The organism is Halorussus halophilus, assembly GCF_008831545.1.
Taxonomy (GTDB): Archaea; Halobacteriota; Halobacteria; order Halobacteriales; family Haladaptataceae; genus Halorussus; species Halorussus halophilus.
Window position 1 is genome coordinate 2609127 of the sequence record NZ_CP044523.1, and the last position, 23875, is coordinate 2633001.

Annotated in this window: 18 protein-coding genes; 11 read left to right on the forward strand and 7 right to left on the reverse strand. The window is 61.6% G+C overall.

Annotated features, from left to right (window positions below; all coding sequences use genetic code 11):
* Window positions 1–88 precede the first annotated feature (88 nt).
* Together F7R90_RS22240 and F7R90_RS13040 are read left to right on the forward strand one after the other, a co-directional pair.
* On the forward strand, window positions 89–622 hold the full coding sequence (locus F7R90_RS22240) for a hypothetical protein (protein WP_192498309.1): 534 nt from the start codon (window positions 89–91) through the stop codon (window positions 620–622).
* A gap of 87 nt (window positions 623–709) precedes the next feature.
* A complete protein-coding gene (locus tag F7R90_RS13040; protein WP_158057855.1) occupies window positions 710–1417 on the forward strand; it encodes a phosphoribosyltransferase in 708 nt (235 codons plus the stop codon).
* A 19-nt stretch (window positions 1418–1436) separates the two neighbouring features.
* Here the strand turns inward: F7R90_RS13040 and F7R90_RS13045 are convergent, their stop codons facing one another.
* The gene (locus F7R90_RS13045; protein ID WP_158057856.1) at window positions 1437–2549 is read right to left on the reverse strand and encodes a GNAT family N-acetyltransferase; all 1113 of its coding nucleotides are present in this window, start codon (window positions 2547–2549) and stop codon (window positions 1437–1439) included.
* A 197-nt stretch (window positions 2550–2746) separates the two neighbouring features.
* Between F7R90_RS13045 and mtnP the strand changes: the two genes are divergently transcribed.
* A complete protein-coding gene (gene mtnP, locus F7R90_RS13050) occupies window positions 2747–3601 on the forward strand; it encodes an S-methyl-5'-thioadenosine phosphorylase (protein ID WP_158057857.1) in 855 nt (284 codons plus the stop codon).
* A 201-nt stretch (window positions 3602–3802) separates the two neighbouring features.
* Here the strand turns inward: mtnP and F7R90_RS13055 are convergent, their stop codons facing one another.
* Genes F7R90_RS13055 through F7R90_RS13065 form a run of 3 tightly spaced genes read right to left on the reverse strand, consistent with a single transcriptional unit; the run spans window position 3803 to window position 8849 of the window.
* The gene (locus tag F7R90_RS13055) at window positions 3803–4960 is read right to left on the reverse strand and encodes a segregation/condensation protein A (protein ID WP_158057858.1); all 1158 of its coding nucleotides are present in this window, start codon (window positions 4958–4960) and stop codon (window positions 3803–3805) included.
* Complete coding sequence (gene smc / locus F7R90_RS13060) at window positions 4953–8537, reverse strand: chromosome segregation protein SMC (RefSeq protein ID WP_158057859.1); 3585 nt, start codon at window positions 8535–8537, stop codon at window positions 4953–4955. Before smc ends, F7R90_RS13055 begins: the two co-directional genes overlap by 8 nt.
* A 24-nt stretch (window positions 8538–8561) precedes the next feature.
* Entirely contained in the window at window positions 8562–8849 is a 288-nt protein-coding gene (locus tag F7R90_RS13065) for a DUF7518 family protein (protein WP_158057860.1), read from the reverse strand.
* 206 nt (window positions 8850–9055) lie between these two features.
* Here F7R90_RS13065 and F7R90_RS13070 point away from each other — a divergent pair, with 206 nt between their 5' ends.
* A complete protein-coding gene (locus tag F7R90_RS13070; RefSeq protein ID WP_192498310.1) occupies window positions 9056–10492 on the forward strand; it encodes a PGF-pre-PGF domain-containing protein in 1437 nt (478 codons plus the stop codon).
* A gap of 7 nt (window positions 10493–10499) precedes the next feature.
* Here F7R90_RS13070 and F7R90_RS13075 read toward each other — a convergent pair whose 3' ends face one another.
* Window positions 10500–12164, reverse strand: a complete 1665-nt coding sequence (locus F7R90_RS13075; RefSeq protein ID WP_158057862.1) for a sensor histidine kinase — start codon at window positions 12162–12164, stop codon at window positions 10500–10502.
* Window positions 12165–12227: 63 nt separating this feature from the next.
* Between F7R90_RS13075 and gatB the strand changes: the two genes are divergently transcribed.
* Window positions 12228–13715, forward strand: coding sequence for an Asp-tRNA(Asn)/Glu-tRNA(Gln) amidotransferase subunit GatB (gene gatB, locus F7R90_RS13080; RefSeq protein ID WP_158057863.1), 1488 nt, complete (start codon window positions 12228–12230; stop codon window positions 13713–13715).
* Window positions 13716–13931: 216 nt separating this feature from the next.
* Here the strand turns inward: gatB and F7R90_RS13085 are convergent, their stop codons facing one another.
* A complete protein-coding gene (locus tag F7R90_RS13085; protein ID WP_158058935.1) occupies window positions 13932–15341 on the reverse strand; it encodes an MATE family efflux transporter in 1410 nt (469 codons plus the stop codon).
* A gap of 261 nt (window positions 15342–15602) precedes the next feature.
* Here F7R90_RS13085 and F7R90_RS13090 point away from each other — a divergent pair, with 261 nt between their 5' ends.
* The 6 genes from F7R90_RS13090 (at window position 15603) to aspS (ending at window position 23314) form a co-directional block, all read left to right on the forward strand.
* On the forward strand, window positions 15603–18122 hold the full coding sequence (locus tag F7R90_RS13090) for a DNA topoisomerase I (RefSeq protein ID WP_158057864.1): 2520 nt from the start codon (window positions 15603–15605) through the stop codon (window positions 18120–18122).
* A 387-nt stretch (window positions 18123–18509) separates the two neighbouring features.
* On the forward strand, window positions 18510–19232 hold the full coding sequence (locus F7R90_RS13095; protein WP_158057865.1) for a phosphoglycerol geranylgeranyltransferase: 723 nt from the start codon (window positions 18510–18512) through the stop codon (window positions 19230–19232).
* Window positions 19233–19406: 174 nt separating this feature from the next.
* A complete protein-coding gene (locus F7R90_RS13100) occupies window positions 19407–20369 on the forward strand; it encodes an ABC transporter ATP-binding protein (RefSeq protein WP_158057866.1) in 963 nt (320 codons plus the stop codon).
* A complete protein-coding gene (locus F7R90_RS13105; RefSeq protein ID WP_158057867.1) occupies window positions 20362–21162 on the forward strand; it encodes an ABC transporter permease subunit in 801 nt (266 codons plus the stop codon). The genes F7R90_RS13100 and F7R90_RS13105 overlap by 8 nt, the downstream gene beginning before the upstream one ends.
* A 99-nt stretch (window positions 21163–21261) precedes the next feature.
* Window positions 21262–21897 carry a TetR/AcrR family transcriptional regulator gene (locus tag F7R90_RS13110; protein WP_158057868.1) on the forward strand — a complete coding sequence of 212 codons (636 nt, stop codon included), beginning with the start codon at window positions 21262–21264 and terminating at the stop codon, window positions 21895–21897.
* A 115-nt stretch (window positions 21898–22012) separates the two neighbouring features.
* Window positions 22013–23314: an aspartate--tRNA(Asn) ligase gene (aspS, locus tag F7R90_RS13115; protein ID WP_158057869.1), complete on the forward strand. Its 1302-nt coding sequence runs from the start codon at window positions 22013–22015 to the stop codon at window positions 23312–23314.
* A gap of 53 nt (window positions 23315–23367) precedes the next feature.
* Here aspS and F7R90_RS13120 read toward each other — a convergent pair whose 3' ends face one another.
* On the reverse strand, window positions 23368–23865 hold the full coding sequence (locus tag F7R90_RS13120; RefSeq protein WP_158057870.1) for a hypothetical protein: 498 nt from the start codon (window positions 23863–23865) through the stop codon (window positions 23368–23370).
* Window positions 23866–23875 lie beyond the last annotated feature (10 nt).

Sequence of the window (23875 nt, forward strand, 5' to 3'; positions counted from 1 at the left end):
TACGCCGACGGGTTCAATGTACTGTTTGCGACGGCGAGAGGACGTTCGCCACCGAACACTGAAATTGACCGCCATCGTACACGTGGCGGTGAAAGAGCGCGTCCAGCAGTCTGAGGTCGTCAAGAGTTGGCTTCGCCGAGAAGTCCGAAAGCGAGACCTCGACTTCAGAGTCACGGGAAACGAGGAAGACTGGGAACTCACTGGCCGACTGTTCGAACTGCGGCCGTTCCAGTCGGCGTTCGTCTGGCGCTACCCGGTGACGTGGTACCGGACGAGACTCGACGAGTCGGCGTTTCGACGCCTCCGCGTCATCGAAGGCCCGCGAAACGAATCGTGGCGAAAGCTCTCACCGGACGGGACCATCCTCGGCGCGGCACGACGAATCGTAGACGAAGGCATCTCGGGGACGTACGAAGACATCGACGTAGACCACGTTCGACGACTGGCGACCGGCGTTCCGACGGAAGAGCGGGTCGTCTGCTTCCAGCGCGGCCACGGCACGCCCACCGTCGCGGACGGGAACCACTACGCGACGGCCCGCGCGTTGCGACTGCTCCGAGACGAGGAGTACGTCCCACAACAAGCCTACCTCGGCGTGCGCCGGTATCCCCAACTTCGATAAAACGCCGTTGTTGACACATCTCGCACGGAAACGCGCGAACGCTACTATAAACCGTTAAGTGTGCCGGGGCAAGAGACGCAAGGTGGAATGAGTGACCTCCCGGACGATTTCAAGTGTACCATCACCAACTGGGAATACATCTACGGACTCTGCCGCGACGTGAGCGAGCAGGTCAAACAGGACTCTTTCGAACCAGACGTGGTGGTCGCGCTGGCCCGCGGTGGGTGGTTCGCGGGACGCTGTATCTGTGACTTCCTCGGACTGGACGACTTGACGAGTCTGAAGATGGAACACTACGTCGGTACCGCCGAGAAACGCGACGAACCCGAAGTTCGCTACCCGATGCCGGAGGGGAGTGTCGAAGGGAAAGACGTACTCATCATCGACGACATCGCCGACACCGGCGGGTCTATCGAGCGCGCCTACGAGTACGTCACCGACCGAGACGCCGGAGAAGTCCGAACTGCGACCCTCCAACTGCTCCAGACCAGCGAGTTCCAACCGGACTACCTCGGCGAGCAACTCGAAGAGTGGGCGTGGATAGTCTACCCGTGGAACTTCATCGAGGACATGATAGACATCATCTCCGGGGCGATGGACCGAGCAGACGGTGAGACGTTCACCACCGAAGAGATTCGACACCTGCTGAGCGACTACCACGACGTGGAACGAATCGAGATGGAGATAGCCCAACCCGACCGGATGGACGAAGTCACGAGCGAGATGGAGCGCAGAGGAATCGTCGAGTCCGACGGCGAGGAGTGGCGGTTGTTGGAGAACGTCGGCGGGGCGTAGCGTTCGCTTTTCGGTCGCTTCAGTCTTTTACTTCGGTGAACGACAGTCGCCAGTTGTCGCTGTCCAGGAGTTCTGACCGACGAATCGGGCCAGATTCGTGGTCCGGCCACAGCGGCCGAGCCGCCACGTAGGTGGGCGTGCCGACCCGCGACAGCACGGGGTTCTCGTAGCTCAGGAAACCGAATCGAGAGAGCAGTTCGTCCGGAAGCGTCTCGTCGGTGACGGAGATGACGTTCGCGCCGGGGTTGTCGGCGACGACTGCCCCGAGAAGGGTAGCGAGCGCATCCGTCGGCGGCGAAATCATCGGTAGGGCCTCCATGACGTTGACCGACTGGCCGTCCGACGTCCGGGTGACGACGGCGGCGACGGGGTGGCCGTTCTTGCGGGCCACGTACGTCGTGTGGTCGTAACCGGACGCGGTGAAGAACCAGCGGTAGAACTGCGCTTCCCGGTGGATGTGTAGTTCGTCGGGGACCTGCGATTCGTACAGCGATTCGAGGGCGTTGGCAGGCACCGTGTCGTGTCGCGTCACTTCGAACTCGTCGGACCCGCTCGTTAGGGCGTCTCTGACGCCGAGGTGGGCGCTGGCTCCGAGGTCTGCGACTCGACCGAGACCAGCTTTCAATGGACTCGCGTCATCGGACAAGAGTTCGGAGGGACGCTGGAGGCGATAGTAAGTCGTGACCACATCCACCTCGGACCAGCCGAGTTTCTGTTGGGCACCCAGCGACGCGACGTTGGGGAAGTTGTAGAAGAAAGCTGGCTCTCGGTCGGTGTAGAAGTCGATTGCCGCTTCGGTGATTCGAGTGTACAGCCCCTGCTTCCGGTGGTCGGGGTGAACCAGCGCGTCAACCGGCTTGAGCGCGAGCAACGAGTCGTCTCGCGGCCCCTGTCGAACGCGACAGGGCAGATACGCCTGGGCACCGACGATTTGGCCGTCGCGCTCGGCGACGTTGACTGGGACGTGAGAGAGATACGGGTCGCCGCCGAACTTCCAGTCGAACCAGTCGAGAGTCGGCCGCCGGTTCCAGGCCGTCTCGAAGAGGCTCAGGACGCCGTCTGCGTCGCCTGACTCGTACCACCTGATTCGGTACTCCCCGTCGTCGTTCTCGCGCTGTTCCTGAAGCGACATACACGGACCGTGGCAGTGACGTGACTTTGTTATGTGACTGCTACGCGAGCATAGGCAGAAACTGACCGCAGGCGACTCCGTTCAGGCACTGCCAGAAGTCGATGCTTGACTATTTCGGGTCCCCCCCGGACTACGACCCGCCGGACCTCGGCTTCGGAAAAGAGAGCCGTTTAGTATCTGCTCCATCAGTACCCTGTATGACCATCGGCTTCATCGGTGGAAGTGGCATCTACGAGGCACTTCCCCTAGAGAACACGAGCGAAGTAGAGGTCACCACTCCTTTCGGCGAACCGAGCGCCCCCGTCACCGTCGGCGAGATGGCTGGCACGGAAGTCGCGTTTCTCCCGCGACACGGCCCAGACCACCAGCACACGCCGACGAACGCACCGTACAAGGCGAACATCTATGCGCTGAAGAAACTCGGCGTCGAGCGCGTGCTGTCGAGTAACGCGGTAGGAAGTCTCCGCGAAGACCTGCCGCCCCAGACGCTCGTCGTGCCGGACCAGACGTTCGACCGAACGAAACACCGCGACTCGACGTTCTTCGGCGACGGCATCGTGGTCCACATGCCCTTCGCAGAGCCGTACTGTCCGCACATGGTCGAGCATCTCTCAGACTCCTGTGCGGAAGCGACCGACGCAGACTACGAGCAGGGCGGCACCTACGTCTGCATCGAAGGCCCACAGTACTCGACGCGCGCCGAGAGCGAGTTCTACCGCGAGCAAGGCTGGGACGTCATCGGGATGACGACGATTCCGGAGGCGAAACTCGCCCGCGAAGCCGAGATGTGCTACGCGACGGTGACGGGCGTCACGGACTACGACGTGTGGAAAGAAGACAGCGAAGTCACGCTACAGGAGGTCCTCGAAAACGCCGCGGAGAACGAGGAGACAATCAAGCAGGTCGTCGAACACGCCATCGAAAACCTGCCCGAAGAGCGCGACTGCGACTGCGAACACGCGATAGAGGGCACTATCAACACGCCGACCGAGGCGATTCCGGCGGAGACGCGCCAGCGCGTCGAGGAACTCGTCGGCCACTACCTCGACTGAGCAATTTTCGACTGCTTCTCGCTCACTTTCGGCCGCGCACGTAGGACAACGCGGTCGCCACGTCCTCCGGGTTGACGCGACCTTCGGTCTCTTCCAGTCGCTCGCGGAAGCGGTCTGGTGTCATGTGGTAACATTTAGCATGTTGAGCTATAAATCTGTCGCTGAGATGCTGTAAAACCCGAAACGAAAGAAATCAGCTCCTCAATCCGCAATCGCTTCCGGCGGTTCTGGCTCCTCGGCTTCCGTAACCGCGTCGGGGTCCTGCACCCACAAATCGTCGAACAGTTCGTCCTGTTCGAGTAGGACGGTCCCGCGATGCGAGAGGAAGAGCAGCGCGAGGAACGTCTCGATGCGCGACCCGCCGACGGACGCTATTTCGGCGTACAAGACCTCAGTACGACCGTTCTCGTAATGCGTGTCGAGTGCCGCGCCCACGTCTTCGATGACCGTTTCGATGTCTTCGTTGTGGGCAGTGTCGGTCACGTCGCCAGCGGACGGTTCGTCATCGACGCGCATGTCGTCGTCCATCCGATAGTCCAGCGTCTGGGTCCCGCGCTCGAAGCCACGGGGCGACTCGGAGGTGTCGTAGGTCCGCGAGTCCTTCCACCACGAACCGCGCTCGCGTTCGCGCAGTTCACGCACCAACTCGTCCAGCGTCTCCGGTGATCCGCGCGCGCTCTTGCGGTCGAGACGGCGCTCCATTTCCTCCTCTAACTGGTTGACGGGGTCGTACGCCGGGAAGTCGCCCTCGCGCTGGTCGCCGCCTTCCATCGGCGCGTCCCACGTGTCCCACGGGTCCTGCTCGGGTTCTTCTTCCTCCTCGTCCTCGCCGAGCAGGGCGTCGCTCTTCATCCGCAGGAGGACGCTCGCGTAGAACAGCGCGCGACCAGACGTGCGGAGGTCCGCGCCGTCGAGTCTGTCGAGGAACTTGTCGGTGACCGTCACGATGTCGATGTCCCACGGTTCGATTTCGCCCTCCTCGGCGAGTTGGACCAGCAGTTCGACCGGTTCGGCCTCGTCGTCGTCCGTCGCTTCGGGGTCCACATCGAGGTCTTCGCCGAGGATTTCGGTGCGGTCGTCTGTTTCGTCGGTCGTCTCTTCGTCTTCGGACTCCTGCTCGCGCTTGCGCTTCTCTTCTTCGTGGCCCGCGATGTTGAGAGGGACACCGCCGTCAGAGCGAATCTCTGACGAGGCTCGCAGTCCTTCGGACTGCTCACCGCCGTCTGTGTAGAAATCGTCTGCTCGCGGGTCGTCGCTTCGCTCCTCCCCGTTCGTTTTTCGAGATTCCTCCGGAATCTCGTTGCTCGCGGTTCCACCGCTCGCTTCACCGAGGGCCGCTTCGCGCCCCTCGTCAGTCATCGGCAGGGACCTCCCCGTCCTCCCCGGAACCGAGCGCGATACCGGTCACGGTACTCACGTTGTCGCCCTGCATCGTCACGCCGATGGCGCGCTCGGAGCGCTCCATCATCGCAGAGCGGTGACTGACGACGATGAACTGCGCGTCGCCAGCGAGTTCGTCCACCATCTCGCCGACGCGCTCTGCGTTCGCGGCGTCGAGGAAGGCGTCCACTTCGTCAAGCGCGTAGAACGGCGCGGGGTTGTAGCGCTGGATGGCGAAGATGAACGCGAGTGCGGTCAGACTCTTCTCGCCGCCGGACATCGCGGCGAGTCGCTGAATTGGCTTGTCGCCCGGTTGGGCCTTCATCGTCAGGCCGCCCTCGAAGGGGTCTTCTTCGTCTTCGAGGTGGAGTTGGCCGGTGCCGTTCGACAGTCGCTCGAAGATGTCTTGGAACTGTTCGGCGATTGCCTCGTAGGCGTCCATGAACGTCGCCTTCTTCTGGTCCTCGTAGGAGTCGATACGGTCGCGGATGCCGTCTCGCTCCTCCACGAGGACGGCCTTGCGCTCTTCCAAGTCGTCCAAGTCGTCTTTCACGTCGTCGTACTCCTCGATTGCCAGCATGTTGACCGGTTCGAGTTCCTCCATCTGGCGTTCGAGTCGCCGGACGTTCTCCTCGACTTCGTCCAAGTCCGGAATCTTCTCGGGGTCGTAGTCGGTGACGACTTCCTCCAACTCCGAGATATCTTCTTCGAGTCGCTCCGCACTGCGACGAAGGCTGTCCAGCCGATTCTGAACCGACTCAACTTTCGATTTCTGCTTGTCACGGTCCTGCTCGGCCCCTCGGAGTTTTTTCTTGTGCTCTTTGCGCTCGGCCTTCAACTCGGTGAGTTCGCCTTCCAACTCTTCGACTGCCGCGCGCTTTTCGTCCAGAACGTCCTCTTTGTCCTCGATTTCGTCTTCGAGGTCTGCAATCTTCTCCTCCTGCTCGGCCTTGCGGTTCTGGGCCGTCTCGATGTCGTCGTGGAGGTCCTCGATGGCGTCTTCGGCGTACTGTTTCTCCAACTGGAGTTCGTTCAGTTGGCCGTCCAAGTCGTCCATCTTGTCCTCCAACTCGTCGATGTCGGCCTCGATGTCCTCCGCTTCGGCAGTGAGTTCCGGAATCTTCGAGTCGGCGAGTTCCGATTCGAGTTCCGCGATTGCGTCCTCGATTTCGGCGATTTCGTCCTCGTACTCCTCGACCTCGTCTTCGAGTTCCGCCATCTGCTCGTTGACGGCCTCCCGCTCTGTTTCCATGGCGACGAGTTCGTCTTCGAGGTCGTCGATGCGCTCCTTCGTTGACTCTAACTCGTCCTCGACCTGCGAGATGTCCGACTCGATGGAGCGGACTTGGTCTGCGGCGTCGCTCTTGCGGTCCCGAGCGTCGTCCAGTCGGTCCTCGATGCTCCGGATGTCCGACCGAATCGTCTGGCGTTCGTCCTCCAACTCGTTGATGCGCTTGGCGACGCGTTCGAGTTGCCCCTTGCCGGACTTCGAGAACGAATAGCGAGAACCGCTCTTCGAACCACCGGTCATCGCACCGCTCTTCTCGACCAGTTCGCCCGAGAGAGTGACGAGTCGGTAGTCGCCCATGAAGTCCCGAGCGGTCTCGATGTCCTCGACGACCAGCGTGTCCCCGAGGACGTAGGAGAAGATGCCCGAGTACTGGCTGTCGAAGTCCACGAGGTTGTACGCGAAGTCCACCACGCCCGGCGCACTCGGCGCGGACGGGAGGTTGCGGTCGTGCATCTCCGTCATCGGGAGGAAGGTTGCACGACCCGCGTTTCTCGATTTCAGGTGCTCGATGCACCGTTGGCCGATGCCGTCGTCGTCCACGACGACGTTCGCGAGTCGGCCACCGGCAGCTGTCTCACACGCTGTCGAGTACCGCTCGGAGACGCCGCCCAACTGCGCGACCGTTCCGTGAACGCCCTGCATCTCGGCGTTCAGGATGGTCGAGACCGCGCGTCCGTAGGACGAATCACCGCTCTCGTTGGCGTTCGCTTCCAGTTGCGCGTACTCACGCTGTTTGGCCTGCAAGTTCTCTTCGACCGTATCGAGGTCGTCTTGGCGCTCGCGCTTCTGCTGTTTGAGGTCGGCGACGACCTCTTCGATTTGGCTCTCGTTGCGCTCGGCCTTCGAGAGTTCGTCTTCTAACTCGCCGAGTTTGGTCTTCAGTTCCGGAATCCGCTCGCGCGCTTCGTCTATCTCGGTCTCCTTCTCGCTCTCGGCGTTCGACCGTCTGCGCGCTTCGTCCAGCAAGCGGTCTTTCTCGCGCTGGAGGTCGTTCTTCGCGCTCTTGGCCTCCTCTAGTTCTTCCTTGCGCTCGGCGAGGTCGGCCTTCACCTCGTCGTACTCGGTGTCGATGTTCTCGATTTCCTCTTCGACAGATTCGAGTTCAGACTCCTTCTGTTGTACGTCCGCTTTGACAGAGGACTTCTCTATCTTGATGTCCCGAACGTCGGATTCGAGTTCGTCCACCGTCTCCTGCTTGCGGTCTATCTCGACGAACGCTTGCCGACGGGTGTTCTCGGCGTCCTGAATCTTCTCTTCGGCCGACTCGATCTGGTCTTCGAGGCGCGATATTTCGCCTTTGACCTCCTCGATTTCGCTCTTGATGCGCAGTTGCTCGTCTTCGCCCTTGCGCTCGATTTCGGCGTTGAGTTCCTCCAACTCGTCTTCGAGGCGGACGACTTTGCCTTGTTTCTCGTCTAACTCTTGCTGAAGCGTCTTCAACTCCGCCTCGCGGTCTTCGATGTCCGCCTCCGTGTTGGCGAGGTCTTCGCGCTTCTCCTCTAACTCGGCGGCCTTGACGTAGCCTTCGTACTCCTCTTTCTCTTCTTTCAGGCCCTTGTACTCCAAGGCCGTCTCGCGCTCGTCGGAGAGTTGTTCGAGTCGGTCGCGCTTCTCCTCGATTCGCAACTCTGCCTCGCCGACGCGCTCTTTGACGACTTCGAGTTCCTCCAAGGCGTCTGCCTTCTTCGCGTCGAACTCGGCGACGCCCGCAATCTCGTCGATAATCTGGCGGCGCTCGCCAGCAGTCATGTTGATAATCTCGGTCACGTCGCCCTGCATGACGACGTTGTAGCCTTCCGGCGTGACGCCCGCTTGCGCGAGCAGGTCCTGTATGTCCGAAAGGTTTACCGAACGACCGTTCAGGTAGTAGTACGAATAATAATTGTCGTCGGTCTCTTTGACGCGACGCTTGATGGTAATCTCGTCCACCTCGCCGACGCTATCGGTTCCGGCGGCGTTGACGACCTGCGTCCGGTCGAGCGTGCCGTCGCTGTTGTCCAGAACGACCTCGACGCTAGCCTCTCGCGTGCCGGATTGCTCTTCGCTCCCGTCGGCGTGGCCGGGATTGTATATCAAATCAGTCAACTTCTCGGCACGAATGCCTCGCGTCCGAGCGAGTCCCAGCGCGAACAGCACGCTGTCTATGATGTTGCTCTTGCCAGAGCCATTCGGGCCGCTAACAGTAGTGAAATCTTCGTAAAACGGAATCTCTGTCTTTCGTCCGAAGCTTTTGAAGCTATCTAAGACGAGCTTTTTGATGTGCATGGTTGCTCGTAGGCGGGGACCGCGCTACGCGACGATGATGTCGTCGCCCAATCCTGAGTCGTCCCCAGTCTCGTCTTCTTCCTTGGACTGGGTGCTTTTAGTCTCTTCGTCGCGAGCGGGCGACTCTGCGTCGCTTTTCCTCTCTGGGCGGGACTCGGTGGTCGTCTCGGTCCCGAGCGTGGAGTCGTCGCCCTCCAGCGTTTCGAGTCGGTCGTTCACTTCGACCAGTTCCTCTGTCAACCCCTTCACCGTCGCTTCGAGTCGCTCGACTTGTGCTTCGAGTTCTTCGACTCGTTCGCTCTCGTCGGTCATATCAATCAAGCGTTACGGCAGCCCTATAAATCGTGCGTCAGACAACTGTCCCTAAGTTTACGTAATTATCTGTAGTTGAATCGTGGTCTCACACCCTTACAACGACCGACGAATATAAGTAATCAGGATCGGGATACTATCTAATCTAGTATATGAAGGAGAGTCGAGAGAATCACCGAAGACGAGACGACGGCAGTCGGCTTCACATGCCACGAAGACAGACGTGTCTCGTCGTTCTCATCTCTCTCGCGCTCCTCGTGGTCGGTGTCGTCCCGACAGGTGGCTTCGTCTCGGGCGGCGACGTTTCGAGCGTTGCTACCGATACGGCCGCCGTCGAAGCTAACGGTCTCGCGAAATCTGACGGTCCCGTGAAGCCGGTCACGCGACCGCCAGAACCGAAATCGAACGAATCGTTTCCGCTATCGACCTCCGGAAAAGCTGGAAGGCCTGACGAGCCCGGAAAGAACGTGTCCACGACGAACCCACCGGCGAATCGGGGACCGAGCGACGACCCAAGACCGAAGACGAACCCAACGCCCGGAAACCGGTCGGTGGGCAAACAGCCCGCGGACGTTCCGAGACAAGGGCAGGTCAATCGGTCCGAAACTGAGCCACCGTCACTGAATAAGAATGCGGGTCGAAACGGCCAGTTCCGCGGTAACAACCACACGAACGCAACCGTTCGACGCGGGCCGCCGGCGCACGCCAATCAGAACGGAACGGTGAACGTCTCGGTGCGAAACGCCAGAGCGAACGAGGCGGTGTCGCTGAACGTCTCGAACACCGCGCGTCGAAACGAGTCGGTCGTCTTCGACACGCTTGACCTGACGCCAACGACGAACGAGAGTTTCACACTGAACGCGACGGCCAGCGAGCAGGCGATACCGGACAAGACGCCCGCGCTCGACCTCTCGAACGGGACAGAGCCGCTCGCCTACTTGAGCGTCGATCACTCCATCTCGGACTCGAACATCCAGAACGTCACGTTCACCTTCAGGATTCGCAAAGATCGGGTGAACGCCTCCGAGCGGAACGAAATCGCGCTCTACCGTTTCCACGACGAGACGTGGAACGAACTGCCGACGACGCTCGTGGAGACGACCGAAGACCACTACGTCTACCGCGTTCAGTCGCCCGGATTGTCGGAGTTCGCCGCCGGGAAGAAGACGACGCGGTTCGAGATAACGAACGCGACCGTCGAAGTGGACACGCTGACCGTCGGAGACTCGTTGACCGTTCGACTCCGTATCCAGAACCGAGGCGACGCCGATGGAACGTTCACCGCCTCGCTCGCACTCGACGACGAGATACTCTCGGAACGCAAACTCACCATCGCCGGTGGCGGGACGCGACAGTTGACTTTCGACCGCACCGTCTCGACTGCTGGCGTCTATGACGTGTACGTCAACGACCTCCGCGTCGGTGAAGTCGCCATCAACGACAGCGTGGTCGGCGACGATAGCGGGACGAGTGAAACTGGAAGCCAGACTCGGTCAGAGACGGAGAGCGATGAAAAAGCAGATGGAGCGTCCAACGACAGACGGGCGAGTACGGAAGTCCCCGGCTTCGGACTCGGGTCGGCTCTCGGGGCGTTACTCGTTGCACTGCTGGTTGCGAGTAAACTACGCGAGAAAGAGACGTAGCAGTTCGTTACGCCGTCTCCTCGGACGCGGGCTCCAGATACAACTCGACGACAGTCCCGCGCGGTTCGTTTTCCGCGAACGACAACCGACCGCCGGAGCGTTCGACGATCCAACTGACCAACCAGAGACCGAAGCCACTGCTGTGTTCGAGGTCGGTCTCGCGTCCGGACAGTAGCACGTCACGTTCGTACTCGGAGATTCCGGGGCCGTCGTCTGCGACTGCGATGCGGACCCAGCGGTCGGCGTCCTCTGCGACCGTATCGACGGTTATCGTCACTGTCGGGTCGGTCACGTCGCTGTGTTCGACCGCGTTCTCACAGAGGTCCTCGACGGCCGCGTCGAGTGCAGGAATCGCCCGCGCGAGTTCCCTCTCGGGCATTTCGCTGGTGATTTCGGCCTGCGGATACTCCTCTCGGAGCGTAGAGACGACCGTACGTATCTCCGCGCAGACATCGACCGTAACTGGACCGTCGTATCCAGCTAACGACTGCTCGATTTGCTGTGCTTTCTCGCCGAGACCGACGAGTCCCTCGCTCCTCGACAGTATCTTGGCCGCCGCGTCTCGGACGGCTGGGTCGTCGGTCTGCTCCTCGACCAACTCGGCGTAGTTGACGACGACGGTCATGTCGTTGCGCAGGTTGTGCCGGAGGACGCGATTGAACACCTGCAAGCGTTGCTTGCGCTCCCGAAGTGCGGCCTCGCGCTCGTCCAATCCGGTGGCGAGTTCTTCGAAGCCCGCTCGTATCTGTCGCCACTCTTCGCCGGAGGAGAGTTGCGGTGACGCGTCGTAGTCGCCTTCTCGCAGGGACTCGAAACTATCGAGGAGTTTCTGTGCCTGGCGAACGTTCGAGTTGTACTCCAAGACGGAGAGGGCGACGACGAGCGACAGCACTAACGCTAAACTCGCCACTTGCGTGACTGCCATCTCTTGCAGTCGGGCGTTCAGCGGCGAGCGGTCGCGCGTGATTCGAACGCTCCACCCCGTCGATTCCACCGTCGCGGTACTGGTTATCTTCTCCTCGAACGTCTGGTGTGAGCCGTGTAGCGTCCGACCATCCGCGCGAATCGCGACCGCCTGTCGGTCAGTTTCGAGCGGCCCGACCATGGTGAAGAACGTGAACTCGTTGACCGGAACGCCTGCGACGAGGACCCCCGCAATCTCGCCGTCTTCGAAGATAGGTGCGCTGACGACGACGATGAACTGCTCGCTGTCGCCCACGCGTTCGGGAGCAGTTACGATTATCTCGCCCGTTCGTGCGGTCCGCTGGACGTAACTGCGGTTGTTCCGGTCCGCACCTATCGCCTCCTGCCGAACTTCGGAGGTGACGTCGCCACGGAAATCGACCACCGTCCCGTTGGCCGCGATTATCTGCCCGGCAAAGACGTGCGGATTCGCGAGAAACCGCTCCAGAAACGCTTCGGAGTTGCTGAAGTTGCTGGCCGCCGGTTGCGAGGCGAAGAAGCCGACGTAGTTCTTCTCTTGGCGAATCTGGGCGTCTATCTGTTCGGCAGTCAGCGCGGCGGTCTGATCGACGTTCTCCTGCGTGCGAGCGACCGACCGGTCCTTGGCTAGCTCTAGCTGGCCATAGACGACGCCCCCGAGTACGAGCGTGAGTACTAGCAACGAGACCGCGAACTTCGTCCGAATCTTCACTTTCCCGACCCTGCTCACTCGGGGGTAATGAACCTCCTCCCTTCGTTAGCCTTTAGCGGTCCCGCCCCGAACGAGCCGGTAATGACTGCTCAGGCTGTTCAGCAGGGGGACCTCGCCGTCGTCATCGGACTGGAGGTCCACGTCCAGCTGGAGACGGAGACGAAGATCTTCTGCGGTTGTTCGACCGACGTGGCCGACGACGAACCGAACACCCACACCTGTCCGGTGTGTCTCGGCCTGCCCGGCGCGCTCCCCGTGCTGAACGAGGGGGCCGTCGAAGCCGCCGTGAAAATCGGGAAGGCAATCGACGCCGACATCCCAGAAGAGACCACCTTCCACCGGAAGAACTACTTCTACCCCGACCTGCCGAAGGGCTTCCAGATAACGCAGTACGACGCGCCCATCTGTCAGGACGGAAGTCTGGAAGTCGAAGTCGAGGGCGAGCGCCGCGTCGTCGGCATCGAGCGTGCGCACCTCGAAGAAGACCCCGGGAGCCTCCAACACCAAGGTGGCAACATCGACACTGCGGAGTACACGCTGGTCAACTACAACCGTGCGGGCGTCCCGCTGGTGGAAATCGTCACCGAACCGGACTTCCGCGGTGCCGAGGAGGTCCGGGCCTTCCTCGCGAAGCTCGAAGAAGTGCTGGAATATCTCGGCATCTTCGACAGCCAACGCGACGGCAGTCTCCGAATCGACGCCAACCTGAGCGTCGTCCCCGCCGAGGAGATGGACGACGACGGTACCATCAGCGACGAGACGCTCGCCGCCGCGAACCGCACCGAGGTCAAGAACATCTCCAGCCACAAGGGTGCGGAAAAGGCACTCGCCTACGAGGCGACCCGCCAGAAGAACGCCGTCCAGCGCGGCCGCGAAGTCGAGCAGGAGACCCGTCACTGGGACGAATCCCGGGGCATCACCGTCTCCATGCGCTCGAAGGAAGAGGAGAAAGACTACCGCTACTTCCGCGAGGCCGACATCCCGCCGCTCCAAGTCAGTGACTGGAAGCAGAAACTCGACATCCCGGAGCTACCCGACGCCCGCCGCGAGCGGTTCCAGACGGAGTACGACCTGAGCGAGGAAGCCGCGAGCAAACTCACCTCCACGAAGCAGGTCGCGGACTTCTACGAGGACGTCGCCAGCGAGTACGACCCCGACTTGGCCGCGACGTGGGTCGCCGACAACCTGCTCGGCGAACTCAACTACCGCGACATGGAGATAACCGACGTAGCCGACCGACTCGGCGAGTTCAAGCACCTCATCGAGATGGTCGCCGAAGACGAGATTACGACGAAGAACGCCGAAGAGGTCGTCCTCCGCGAGATGCTGGACGAGGGCGAAGACCCCGAGACCATCATCGACCGCGAAGGCCTCGGCAAGGCAGACGAAGGGCAGGTCGAGAGTGCGGTCACCGAAGCTATCGAGGAGAACCCCGACGCCGTCGAGGACTACTACGAAGGCGAAGGTGGTGCGCTGAACTTCCTCGTCGGGCAGGTCATGCAGAAGACCGGCGGCAGTGCCGACCCCGGTTCCGTGAACCAGATGCTCCGCGAGGAGTTAGAGGAGTAGCGAGACCTGAGCAACGCGAAGGTCTCGGACTAACGAACGACGAAGTCGTGAGTAGCCAGTTTCGAACAGGCGGCGCAGTAGTGTTTTTCCGCGAGGGGCGTGCCGCGCTCCCGCCTCGACCCCGTCGCGGCGTTTCGTTAAGTCACGGAGCGAGTTTGTCGCGGCTTAGTATTTGAACGCTCGGCCGGGAGAAGGGTAGAGGACGGTAGGTCGGAGTCAGTCGCTCGGCGTCGGTCGCTTCTCGTCTTCGTCGTCGTCCTCCAAGACGCCCTGCTTCCAGCGGCCGAGACTGAACCACGCGACGCCGACGACGAACGACCCGAGTGCCGAGAACGACCACGCCCACCAGAGACCGCTGACGCCCCAGTCGAACCCGACCAGTGGGACGCCGCCGAGCGAGAGCGTCCAAGCGTACGCGAAGACGAACGCGGCGGGAATTCTGAGCCCCCAGCGCGACAGCACCGAGAGTGCCATCGACACCCGAGTGTCGCCAGCCCCGCGGAATCCTCCCTGAATCACCATCAGGCCACCGAAGAACGCGAGGAACGGACCGATTATCTTGAGGAACTCGACGCCAGCGGCGACGACTGCCGGGTCGTCGATGAACGCTCGAATGGCGTGTGCGGGGAAGGCGTACAGCAGTCCACCAGCCGCGAACAGAACGGCCATCGTCGCTACGGTGGCTTTCCACGTCACTTCCGCGGCGCGGTCGGGCGTCTTCGCACCGAGGTTCTGACCGACTCCGGTCGCTGTAGCCTGTCCGACTGCTCCCGAGACAGTCCACGAGACCGACATCAGACGGAGACCGACGCCGTAGGCCGCCGTAGCGATTGGACCGAATCGAGCGACGAGCGCGGCCATCGCGACGGCGGCGAAACTCCGAGCCAAGCCGTCGAGCGTCCCCGGCGTGCCCACGTCAACGAGTTTTTTGAGGACCGGCAGGTCCGGTTTCAGGTCTTCGAGGCGAAGGCGGACGCCCCATTCGCCGCGCAGGAGGATGTAGATGCCGACGACTGCAGCGAGGATGCGAGCGGCGAGGGTTGCAAGTGCGGCACCGCGGACTTCGAGCGCCGGAAACGGCCCCCAGCCGAGGATGAGGAACGGGTCCAAGACGACGTTCAGTCCGGACGAGAGGACGACGAGCCACATCGCGGTGCGGGTGTCGCCAGCGCCACGCAGGACCGCTCGGAAGACGAAGAAGAGGAACGTGAACGGTATCGAGACGAACAGCACTTCGAGGTACTGCAACGAGTAGGTGTAGACGGCCCCGCTGGCTCCGAGCAACGCGAGCAGTTCGTGACGGAAGAGGTAGCCGAGCGTCGAGAGCGCGAGTGCGACCCCGACCGTGAGAATCGTCGTCTGTGCGACGACGTTGTCGGCTTTCCGGTCGTCGCCCGCACCCACGTGCTGGGACACCAGCGCGACGGACGCCGCGGTGAGTCCCATCGCCACGGACACGAACATCCACGCCGTCGGAAACATCAGCGAGACGGCGGCGACGGCTTCTGCGTTGACTCGCCCGACCCAGAACATGTCCGCGAGGTTGTAGAACGTCTGGAACAGGTTGCCGACGACGAGCGGCCACGACAGCGCGAACAACTTCGGCGTTATCGCGCCGGTCGTCATGTCCACTCTGCTCTCGGCTGGGTCCGACACAGTTCTCGATGGAGAATCGAGTGTTGGGGTCCTAAACGTGTGGGTATTGCACACAGTTGCCGGTTCGTGGCGAGGTGGCGTACCACCTCACACACGCTCGCACACCTACGCGCGCTCGCGCTCTGCCCCGACGCCTGCTTGCGATTTCCCGGCGGCGAAAGCTTTACCCACCCCGTTGGCCTATCGAAAACAGATGACCGACACGAGATTGGATACCATCGGAGGTGAGGTATGGAACTGATAATCACCGAGAAGGACAACGCCGCGCGACGTATCGCAGACATCCTGAGCGGTGAGTCCGCCGACGCCGAACGCAAGAACGGCGTCAACGTCTACAAGTGGGGCGGCAAGCGGTGCATCGGCCTCTCGGGCCACGTCGTCGGCGTGGACTTCCCCGACGAGTACAACGACTGGCGCGACGTCGAACCGGTCGAACTCATCGACGCACCCATCGAGAAGAAAGCGACGAAGGAGAACATCGTCTCGACATTGCGAGTCCTCGCTCGCAAAGCGAGTACTGTCACGATTGCGACGGACTACGACCGCGAGGGCGAACTCATCGGCAAGGAAGCGTGGGAGTTAGTTCGAGACGTGAACGACGACGTGCCGATTCGCCGGGTACGCTTCTCCTCGATTACCGAAAACGAGGTTACGGAAGCGTTCAACGACCCCGACGAGTTGGACTTCGACTTGGCGGCCGCAGGTGAAGCACGCCAAGAAATCGACCTGATTTGGGGCGCGGCACTGACGCGGTTCCTCTCGCTCTCCGCTCGCCAGTTGGGCGACGACTTCATCTCGGTGGGCCGGGTCCAGTCACCCACACTAAAGCTCATCGTGGACCGCGAGCGCGAAATCGAGGCGTTCGACCCCGAGGACTACTGGGAGATGTTCGCGGACCTCCAGAAGCGCGCCGAGGAAGCAGATACCGACGAGGAGGAACTGCCGTTCGAAGCCCAGTACTTCTATCTGGACGAGGACGACAACGAGGCCGAGCGTGTCTGGGACGAGGAGACCGCCGAGGCTGTCTTCGACGCACTCGAATCTGCGACCGAGGCCACCGTCGAGAGAGTCTCACGCCGCACTCGTACCGACGACCCGCCCGCGCCGTTCAACACCACGCAGTTCATCCGCGCGGCCGGGAGTTTGGGGTATTCGGCCCAACGCGCGATGAGCATCGCCGAGGACCTCTACACTGCGGGGTACATGACCTACCCGCGTACCGACAACACGGTCTACCCGGACGACTTGGACCCCGAGGAACTGCTCGACACGTTCTCGGCGAACTACCACTTCAACGAGGACGCCGAGGACCTGCTGGAGGCCGACGACATCACGCCGACGGAAGGCGACGAAGAGACGACCGACCACCCGCCGATTCATCCGACCGAGGACATCCCGACCAAGTCGGACCTCTCGGACGACGAGTGGGAAGTCTACGAACTGGTCGTCCGGCGCTTCTTCGCCACCGTCGCCGATTCGGCGACGTGGGAACACCTCAAAGTCGTCGCTGGCGTGGACGACCACAAACTCAAGGCCAACGGCAAGCGCCTCGTCGAAGAGGGCTACCACGCGGTGTACCCGTACTACAACACCAGCGAGAACTTCGTCCCCGACGTGACTGAGGGCGAGACGCTTGGCCTCAGCGACGCCCGCATCGAAGACAAGCAGACCCAGCCACCCCGCCGATACGGCCAGTCGCGACTCATCGAGACGATGGAGAAGATGGGTATCGGGACGAAGGCGACCCGCCACGAGACGATTCAGAAGCTCTACGACCGCGGCTACGTCGAGAACGACCCGCCGCGGCCGACCCAATTGGCACAGGCAGTCGTGGAGGCCGCAGAGCAGTACGCCGACCTCGTGGTCAGCGAAGAGATGACCAGCGAGCTAGAGCAGGACATGAACGACATCGCGGCGGGCGAGACTGACTTGGACGAAGTCGCGGACAACTCTCGGGAGTACCTCGAACAAGTCTTCGAGGGACTGCGCGAGTCCCGCGAGGAAGTCGGCGACCTGCTCCAGAAGTCCCTCAAAGCGGACAAGACGCTCGGGCCGTGCCCCGAGTCGGGCCACGACCTGCTGGTTCGCCAGAGCAGACACGGTTCGTACTTCATCGGCTGTGACGGCTACCCGGACTGCACGTACACCCTGCCGCTCCCGAACACCGGCAAGCCGCTCATCTTGGAGGAGACCTGCGACGAACACGACCTCCACCACGTGAAGATGCTCGCAGGTAGACAGACGTTCGTCCACGGGTGTCCGCTCTGCAAGGCCGAGGAGGCCGACGAAGAGGAGGACCAAGTGATTGGGGAGTGTCCGGAGTGTGGAGACGAGCACGAAGACGGCGAGTTGGCAATCAAGCACCTCCAAAACGGCTCTCGACTCGTCGGGTGTACGCGCTATCCGGACTGTGACTACTCGCTCCCGCTCCCGCGCCGGGGCGACATCGAAGTCACCGACGAGTACTGCGAGGAACACGACCTACCCGAGTTGGTCGTCCACAGCGGTGACGAACCGTGGGAACTCGGCTGTCCCATCTGCAACTACCGGGAGTTCAAAGCCCAAGACAGCGAGTCTGGCAGTGACCTCGAAACGCTGGACGGCCTCGGCGCGAAGACCGCCGAGAAACTGGCCGACGCTGGCATCGAGAGCATCGACGACCTGAAGTCCGCGGAAGTGGAGACGGTCGCAGACCAAGTGGCCGGTGTGAGCGAGGATAGATTGCGAGGTTGGCAGGCGAAAGCGGATTAAAAATCGGTCTTTCTGCGGTTTCTAACACTCGACTTTCCAATCGGCGCGCGAGAAACGCGCGAGGGATGAGTATCGCAACGCGAAAGACGCGACGTGTCGCGTCTTCCAAACCTGAGCAACGCAGTCGGTTGGGGAGGGTGTGGCTGATGCGGGGCGGTCGCGGTGCCGTGCGGTCGCGGTCTTCCTCGGTTTCGGGAGTAGCGAGCGTCACTGCGTTCGTCGCTGCTACGATGCAATCGAATACAACCGACGTTTCTTCTTCGAAAGTCCCTCCCTGTGGTTCATTTGGCAGAGCGTTCTCGGTGGCGTCACTTTCGCCATCCACAACATCAGTCCCAATTCCCCGTTTCGAGGGGTTTATACACCCACATAGGGTTTGACCCCATAATGACCGAACCGTGGGACGACTGGGACCACATCGTGAAGTTAGACCCAGACAAGACGCTGGCGGACGGCGAAACCTTCGAAGACGTTTGCGAGACCGGCACCGACGCGCTCGAAATCGGCGGCACGCTCGACATGACCACCGAGAAGATGGAGCGGGTCATCGATGCCTGCGCGAAACACGACGTGCCCATCTACCAAGAACCGTCCAATCCGGCCGTCGTGGTCGAAGACGACGCGCTCGACGGCTACCTCGTGCCCATCGTCCTCAACGCGGGCGACGTGTCGTGGGTCACTGGCGCGCACAAGGAGTGGGCGCGCATCGACGACATCGACTGGGAGCGCACCGCCACAGAAGCGTACATCGTCCTGAACCCCGACGCGAGCGTGGCCGAGTTGACCGACGCCGACTGCGACCAGACGCCGGAAGACGTAGCGGCCTACGCCGAAATCGCCGAGCAGATGTACGGCCAAGAAATCGTCTACATCGAGTACTCCGGCACCTTCGGCGACCCCGAAACAGTCGAAGCCGCCGCAAATGCACTGGACGAGACGACGCTGTTCTACGGCGGCGGCATCCACGACTACGAGTCGGCCAAGACCATGGCCGAGCACGCAGACACGATTATCGTCGGTGACCTCGTCCACGACGAGGGCGTCGAGGCAGTTCGCGAGACTGTGAAGGGTGCGAAGGACGCCAAGGCGGCGGCCCCCGAATCGGTCTGAGGATTCTTTCGCATTTTTCTGGCGTTCGCATCGACCACGAGTAGTATAGAATCCATTTCGCGTTAAATGCTATTTTGGACCATTTCAGAGATTCACAAGCCGCTTCTCCATCCTCGTGAACGAAAAAACGAATGATTCATATATTCATAGTGCCAACGTGCTGATGAACAAGCTATGACTGCTATCGAAACCGAGGGACTGACGAAGTACTACGGCGACACTCGAGGGGTCGAAGACCTCTCGTTCGCCGTCGAGGACGGCGAGGTATTCGGTTTCCTCGGCCCCAACGGCGCGGGCAAGACCACGACGATTCGGACCCTGCTAGGGTTCCTCGCGCCGACCGAGGGGAGCGCGCGCGTTCTCGGCCGCGACGTGACCGACGAGTCCGAACTCATCGACGCCAAGCGTCACATCGGCTACCTCCCGAGCGACCCCGGTTTCGACGAAGGAACGACCGGCGAGCGACTCGTGCGCTACCACGCCGAACTCAAAGGCGACGAGCGAAGCGAGGAGCTTCTCGAAATCTTCGACGCGCCCGTCGAGCGCGAAATCGGCGAGTACTCCCGTGGGAACAAACAGAAGCTAGCTATCGTGCTGGCGTTCATGCACGACCCGGACCTCGTCATCATGGACGAACCCACCTCCGGACTCGACCCACTGATGCAGGACCACTTCTACGACTTCATCGAGTCCGAACAGGAACGTGGCACGACGTTCTTCTTCTCCAGTCACATCCTCAGTGAGGTTCGGAAAGTCTGTGACCGCGTGGGCATCATCCGCGAGGGCCACCTCGTGGAGATGGAGGACATCGAAGAACTGCTCGACCGAAGCGGCAAGAAGGTGCGACTGAAAGTCGAGCGGTCCGTCACCCCCGAGGAGTTCGACTTCGAGGGCGTCCACGGCTTCGAACTGAACGGCGAAAACGGCGAGGCCGAGTTCATGTTCACCGGCGCGTACGACGACCTACTCGACCACCTCCAAACGTATCACGTCCGGGACTTAGACATCGAGGAAGCGCCGCTCGAAGACGTGTTCATGCGCTTCTACGGCGAGGAGACGGAGACTGCGGAGACAGTCGGCGAATCGCAAGCGGAGCCGGAAACCGCCACGGCAACCGGAGGTGAGACCGATGCGTGAAATCACCCGCTACGAGTCCGAGCGACGAATCAAAGGCGTGTTGATACTCTCGGGACTGCTCGGCGTGATGTCGCTGTTCTTCGTCGCGCTGTTCCCGTCCATCGCCAACTCGGGCGCGGACTTAGACGCCTACATGGAGAGTCTGCCGCCAGCGATGCGTGTCGCGTTCGGCGCGTCGGGCGCGTTCTCCATTACGAGCATCGAGGGCTTTCTCGCAGTGGAACTCTACCAGTTCTTCTGGTTGCTGATGCTCGGCATCTACGTCGCGTATCAGGCCGGTGGCCTCATCGCTGGCGACGTGGAGCGCGACCGGATGGACACCCTGCTCGCCGCGCCCATCTCGCGGCGGTCGGTCGTCGTCGGGAAGTTCCTCGCGCTCGTGCCGGGTATCGTCGCGCTCAACTTCATCGTCGGCGCAGTGGTCTTCGGTACCGTCGTCGCCATCGGCGAGTCGATTCCGATTGCCGACCTCGCGATGGCACACCTACTGTCGATTCCGTACCTGCTGGCCTGCGGTGGCATCGGTATCCTGCTGTCGGTCCTCGTGGACGACGCAGACGTGGCGAAGCGCGGCGGTCTCGGAGCCATCTTCGGGCTGTTCCTGCTCGACTCCATCGGCAAGGCCGCAGACATGGGCTGGCTCGGTAACATCAGCCCGACTCACTACTACGACCCGACGGCGATTCTGGTCTCCAGCGAGTACGACCTGACGGGCGCAGTCGTTCTGCTGGTCGGCACGGCGCTGTTGGTGGCGGCGAGCGTTTGGTGGTTCGAGCGGACGGACATCCAGTGAGAAACGCGGCAATCAAGACGACGTGAACACGACAATTACGACAAGCGAGACGAAACGCGACCACATGAACACGACGAACACTACGATTTTGGGGGGACGATGAGCGGCTTCGGCGACCAAGAACGCGAACGCATTCGAAACCAGTTGCGCGAGACGGGCAAAGAGCTGTTCGCGCAGTACGGCCTCGACAAGACGACCATCTCGGAACTGACCGACGCCGTCGGCATCGCCAACGGGACGTTCTATCGGTTCTACGACTCGAAAGAGCGACTCTACTTCGAGATACTCCGCGAGGAGGGCGAACGGTTCGCCAGAGAGATAATCGCCGAGTCGTTCGAAGCCGAAGAGGACCCAGAGGACGCCATCGTGGCGTTTCTCACCAGACTGTGTGAGCTGATGGAGACGAATCCGTTGTTCCACCAACTCATCGTGGACGACGACTTTCGCCGACTCACCGAGCAGTTCACCGACGAGGAGATGGAAGCCGAGGCAGAGGAGTCGCTGTCGTACCTCGCACCCTACATCGAACAGTGGCAATCGGAGGGGCGACTTCGAGACGGCGACACGAAGGTCCTCGCGGGCGTCCTCGGCGCAGCGAAGTTCCTGCCGTACCACAAGGAGGACTATCACGACGACGAGTTCTACGAGGACGTGCGCGACGCGTTCATCGAGACGCTAGCGGCCGGGTTGGTACAACGAGCAGACGTGCAGACAGAGGAAGTAGACGAGTCGTAGCCTCCGACTTCGTGGTATTTGTTTTCACACCTCAATCACCGTTAGGAGTCTGTACGAGCGAGTTCGTTCCAAGGAAATGACCGCGTTTAAGACGACGCCCAAGAAACCCGGAGGTATGGAAGACCGCACCTACACAGCGGACGCCGAACCCGGCGAGACGGCGACGGTAGCCGGTTGGGCCCACGAGATCCGCGACCTCGGTGGCATCGCATTCCTCATCGTTCGGGACACGACCGGCAAGATTCAGGTCAAGTTCGAGAAGGACGAGATGGACGAAGACCTCGTGGAAACCGGTCTCGACGTCTCCCGCGAGAGCGTCGTGAAGATTACCGGCGAGGTCAAAGAAGAACCGCGCGCACCGACCGACGTGGAAGTCGTGCCGGAGTCCATCGAAGTCGTCGCGCCTGCCGACCCGGAACTGCCGCTGGACCCCTCCGGCAAGGTGGACGCCGACCTCTCGACGCGACTCGACAACCGCACGCTCGACCTGCGCAAAGACGAGGTGCAAGCCATCTTCGAGATTCGCGCAGAAGTCCTCCGCTCGGTTCGTGACGCCTTCCGCAACCTCGGCGGTACGGAAATCAACACGCCGAAAATCGTCGCGACAGGGACCGAAGGCGGCACCGAGCTGTTCCCCATCACGTACTTCGGTCAGGAAGCGTTCATGAACCAGTCGCCACAGCTGTTCAAACAGCTGATGGTCGGCTCCGGACTCGAACGCGTCTTCGAAGTCGGCCCCATCTTCCGCGCCGAGGAGCACAACACGCCGCGGCACCTCAACGAAGCGACCTCCATCGACTTCGAGAGCGCGTTCTACGACCACGAGGACGCGATGGACGCCTGCGAGCAGGTCGTCAAGGCCGCCTACGAGGGCGTCGCCGAGAACTGCCAAGACGAACTCGAAGCACTCGGCTACGAGGACTTCGAGGCTCCGTCGGGCGAGTTCCCGCGACTCACCTACGAGGAAGCCATCGAGCGCATCAACGCGACGGGCGAACTCGACGAGCAACTTGTCTGGGGCGACGACCTCCCGACCGAGGGCGAGAAGGCGCTCGGCGCGGACGTCGGCAGCCACTACTTCATCACCGACTGGCCCAGCGAAATCAAGCCGTTCTACATCAAGGACCACGACGACGACCCGCAACTCTCGACCGGGTTCGACATGATGGCCCCGAACATGGAACTCGTCTCGGGCGGCCAGCGTGAACACCGCTACGAGAAGCTGGTCGAAGGCTTCGAACAGCAGGGACTCGACCCCGAGTCGTTCGACTACTACACGAAGATGTTCAAGTACGGCATGCCGCCCCACGCAGGCTGGGGTCTCGGTGGCGAGCGTCTCATCATGACGATGCTCGGTCTGGAGAACATCCGTGAAGCGGTTCTGTTCCCGCGAGATCGTCAGCGGCTGAGTCCGTAGAGCCGGTTTTCGGTTACTCTTCTTTCTGGCGTCCGTAACCTTGTCTACGGCGATTACAGGTCCTTTACTGCCTCGGCATCGTCTTCCAAGTCCGCTGGAGACATCCACGACAAATCCTGTTCGACGCGGTTCGGCAACCACGTCTCGTGCAGATGCACCCACTCGACGCCGTTCGGCGTCCCTTCTTTTTCGCGGAACAGAACACTGCTCAGTCTGCCTTCCCACTGGCTCCCCTGTCGTTGCCACTCCTCGTAGGTCAGCAGACAGCTATCCTCGCGCTCGAAGCGGGTCCTGACGTTCTCGATTCGGATTCGAAAGCCGGGGTCCGAATCGTCGGCGGCGAGCGACCCGTGCCCGTTTCTGAGGTCCGACCGAATCGCTGTCCCACTCCGGCGCTCTCCGGAGGGCGAGACGATTTCGAACTCGTCGGGAAGCACCGCTTCGGCGCGCTCGAACTGTTCGTCCGTCTGGTCGAGACTGCCGCCTAACCATCCTTCCAAGAAGTCGTGGAACGCGACGATTTCTCGCTCGGCGTCGTCTACGAGGGTCATCGATAGCGAG

Excerpts from the sequence above, each read along its gene's own strand:
- F7R90_RS13040 (WP_158057855.1), top strand. The coding sequence starts at position 710 with ATGAGTGACCTCCCGGACGATTTCAAGTGTACCATCACCAACTGGGAA.
- F7R90_RS13045 (WP_158057856.1), bottom strand. The coding sequence starts at position 2,549 with ATGTCGCTTCAGGAACAGCGCGAGAACGACGACGGGGAGTACCGAATC.
- mtnP (WP_158057857.1), top strand. The coding sequence starts at position 2,747 with ATGACCATCGGCTTCATCGGTGGAAGTGGCATCTACGAGGCACTTCCC.
- F7R90_RS13055 (WP_158057858.1), bottom strand. The coding sequence starts at position 4,960 with ATGACTGACGAGGGGCGCGAAGCGGCCCTCGGTGAAGCGAGCGGTGGA.
- smc (WP_158057859.1), bottom strand. The coding sequence starts at position 8,537 with ATGCACATCAAAAAGCTCGTCTTAGATAGCTTCAAAAGCTTCGGACGA.
- F7R90_RS13065 (WP_158057860.1), bottom strand. The coding sequence starts at position 8,849 with ATGACCGACGAGAGCGAACGAGTCGAAGAACTCGAAGCACAAGTCGAG.
- F7R90_RS13070 (WP_192498310.1), top strand. The coding sequence starts at position 9,056 with ATGCCACGAAGACAGACGTGTCTCGTCGTTCTCATCTCTCTCGCGCTC.
- gatB (WP_158057863.1), top strand. The coding sequence starts at position 12,228 with ATGACTGCTCAGGCTGTTCAGCAGGGGGACCTCGCCGTCGTCATCGGA.
- F7R90_RS13085 (WP_158058935.1), bottom strand. The coding sequence starts at position 15,341 with ATGACGACCGGCGCGATAACGCCGAAGTTGTTCGCGCTGTCGTGGCCG.
- F7R90_RS13090 (WP_158057864.1), top strand. The coding sequence starts at position 15,603 with ATGGAACTGATAATCACCGAGAAGGACAACGCCGCGCGACGTATCGCA.
- F7R90_RS13095 (WP_158057865.1), top strand. The coding sequence starts at position 18,510 with ATGACCGAACCGTGGGACGACTGGGACCACATCGTGAAGTTAGACCCA.
- F7R90_RS13100 (WP_158057866.1), top strand. The coding sequence starts at position 19,407 with ATGACTGCTATCGAAACCGAGGGACTGACGAAGTACTACGGCGACACT.
- F7R90_RS13105 (WP_158057867.1), top strand. The coding sequence starts at position 20,362 with ATGCGTGAAATCACCCGCTACGAGTCCGAGCGACGAATCAAAGGCGTG.
- F7R90_RS13110 (WP_158057868.1), top strand. The coding sequence starts at position 21,262 with ATGAGCGGCTTCGGCGACCAAGAACGCGAACGCATTCGAAACCAGTTG.
- aspS (WP_158057869.1), top strand. The coding sequence starts at position 22,013 with ATGGAAGACCGCACCTACACAGCGGACGCCGAACCCGGCGAGACGGCG.
- F7R90_RS13120 (WP_158057870.1), bottom strand. The coding sequence starts at position 23,865 with ATGACCCTCGTAGACGACGCCGAGCGAGAAATCGTCGCGTTCCACGAC.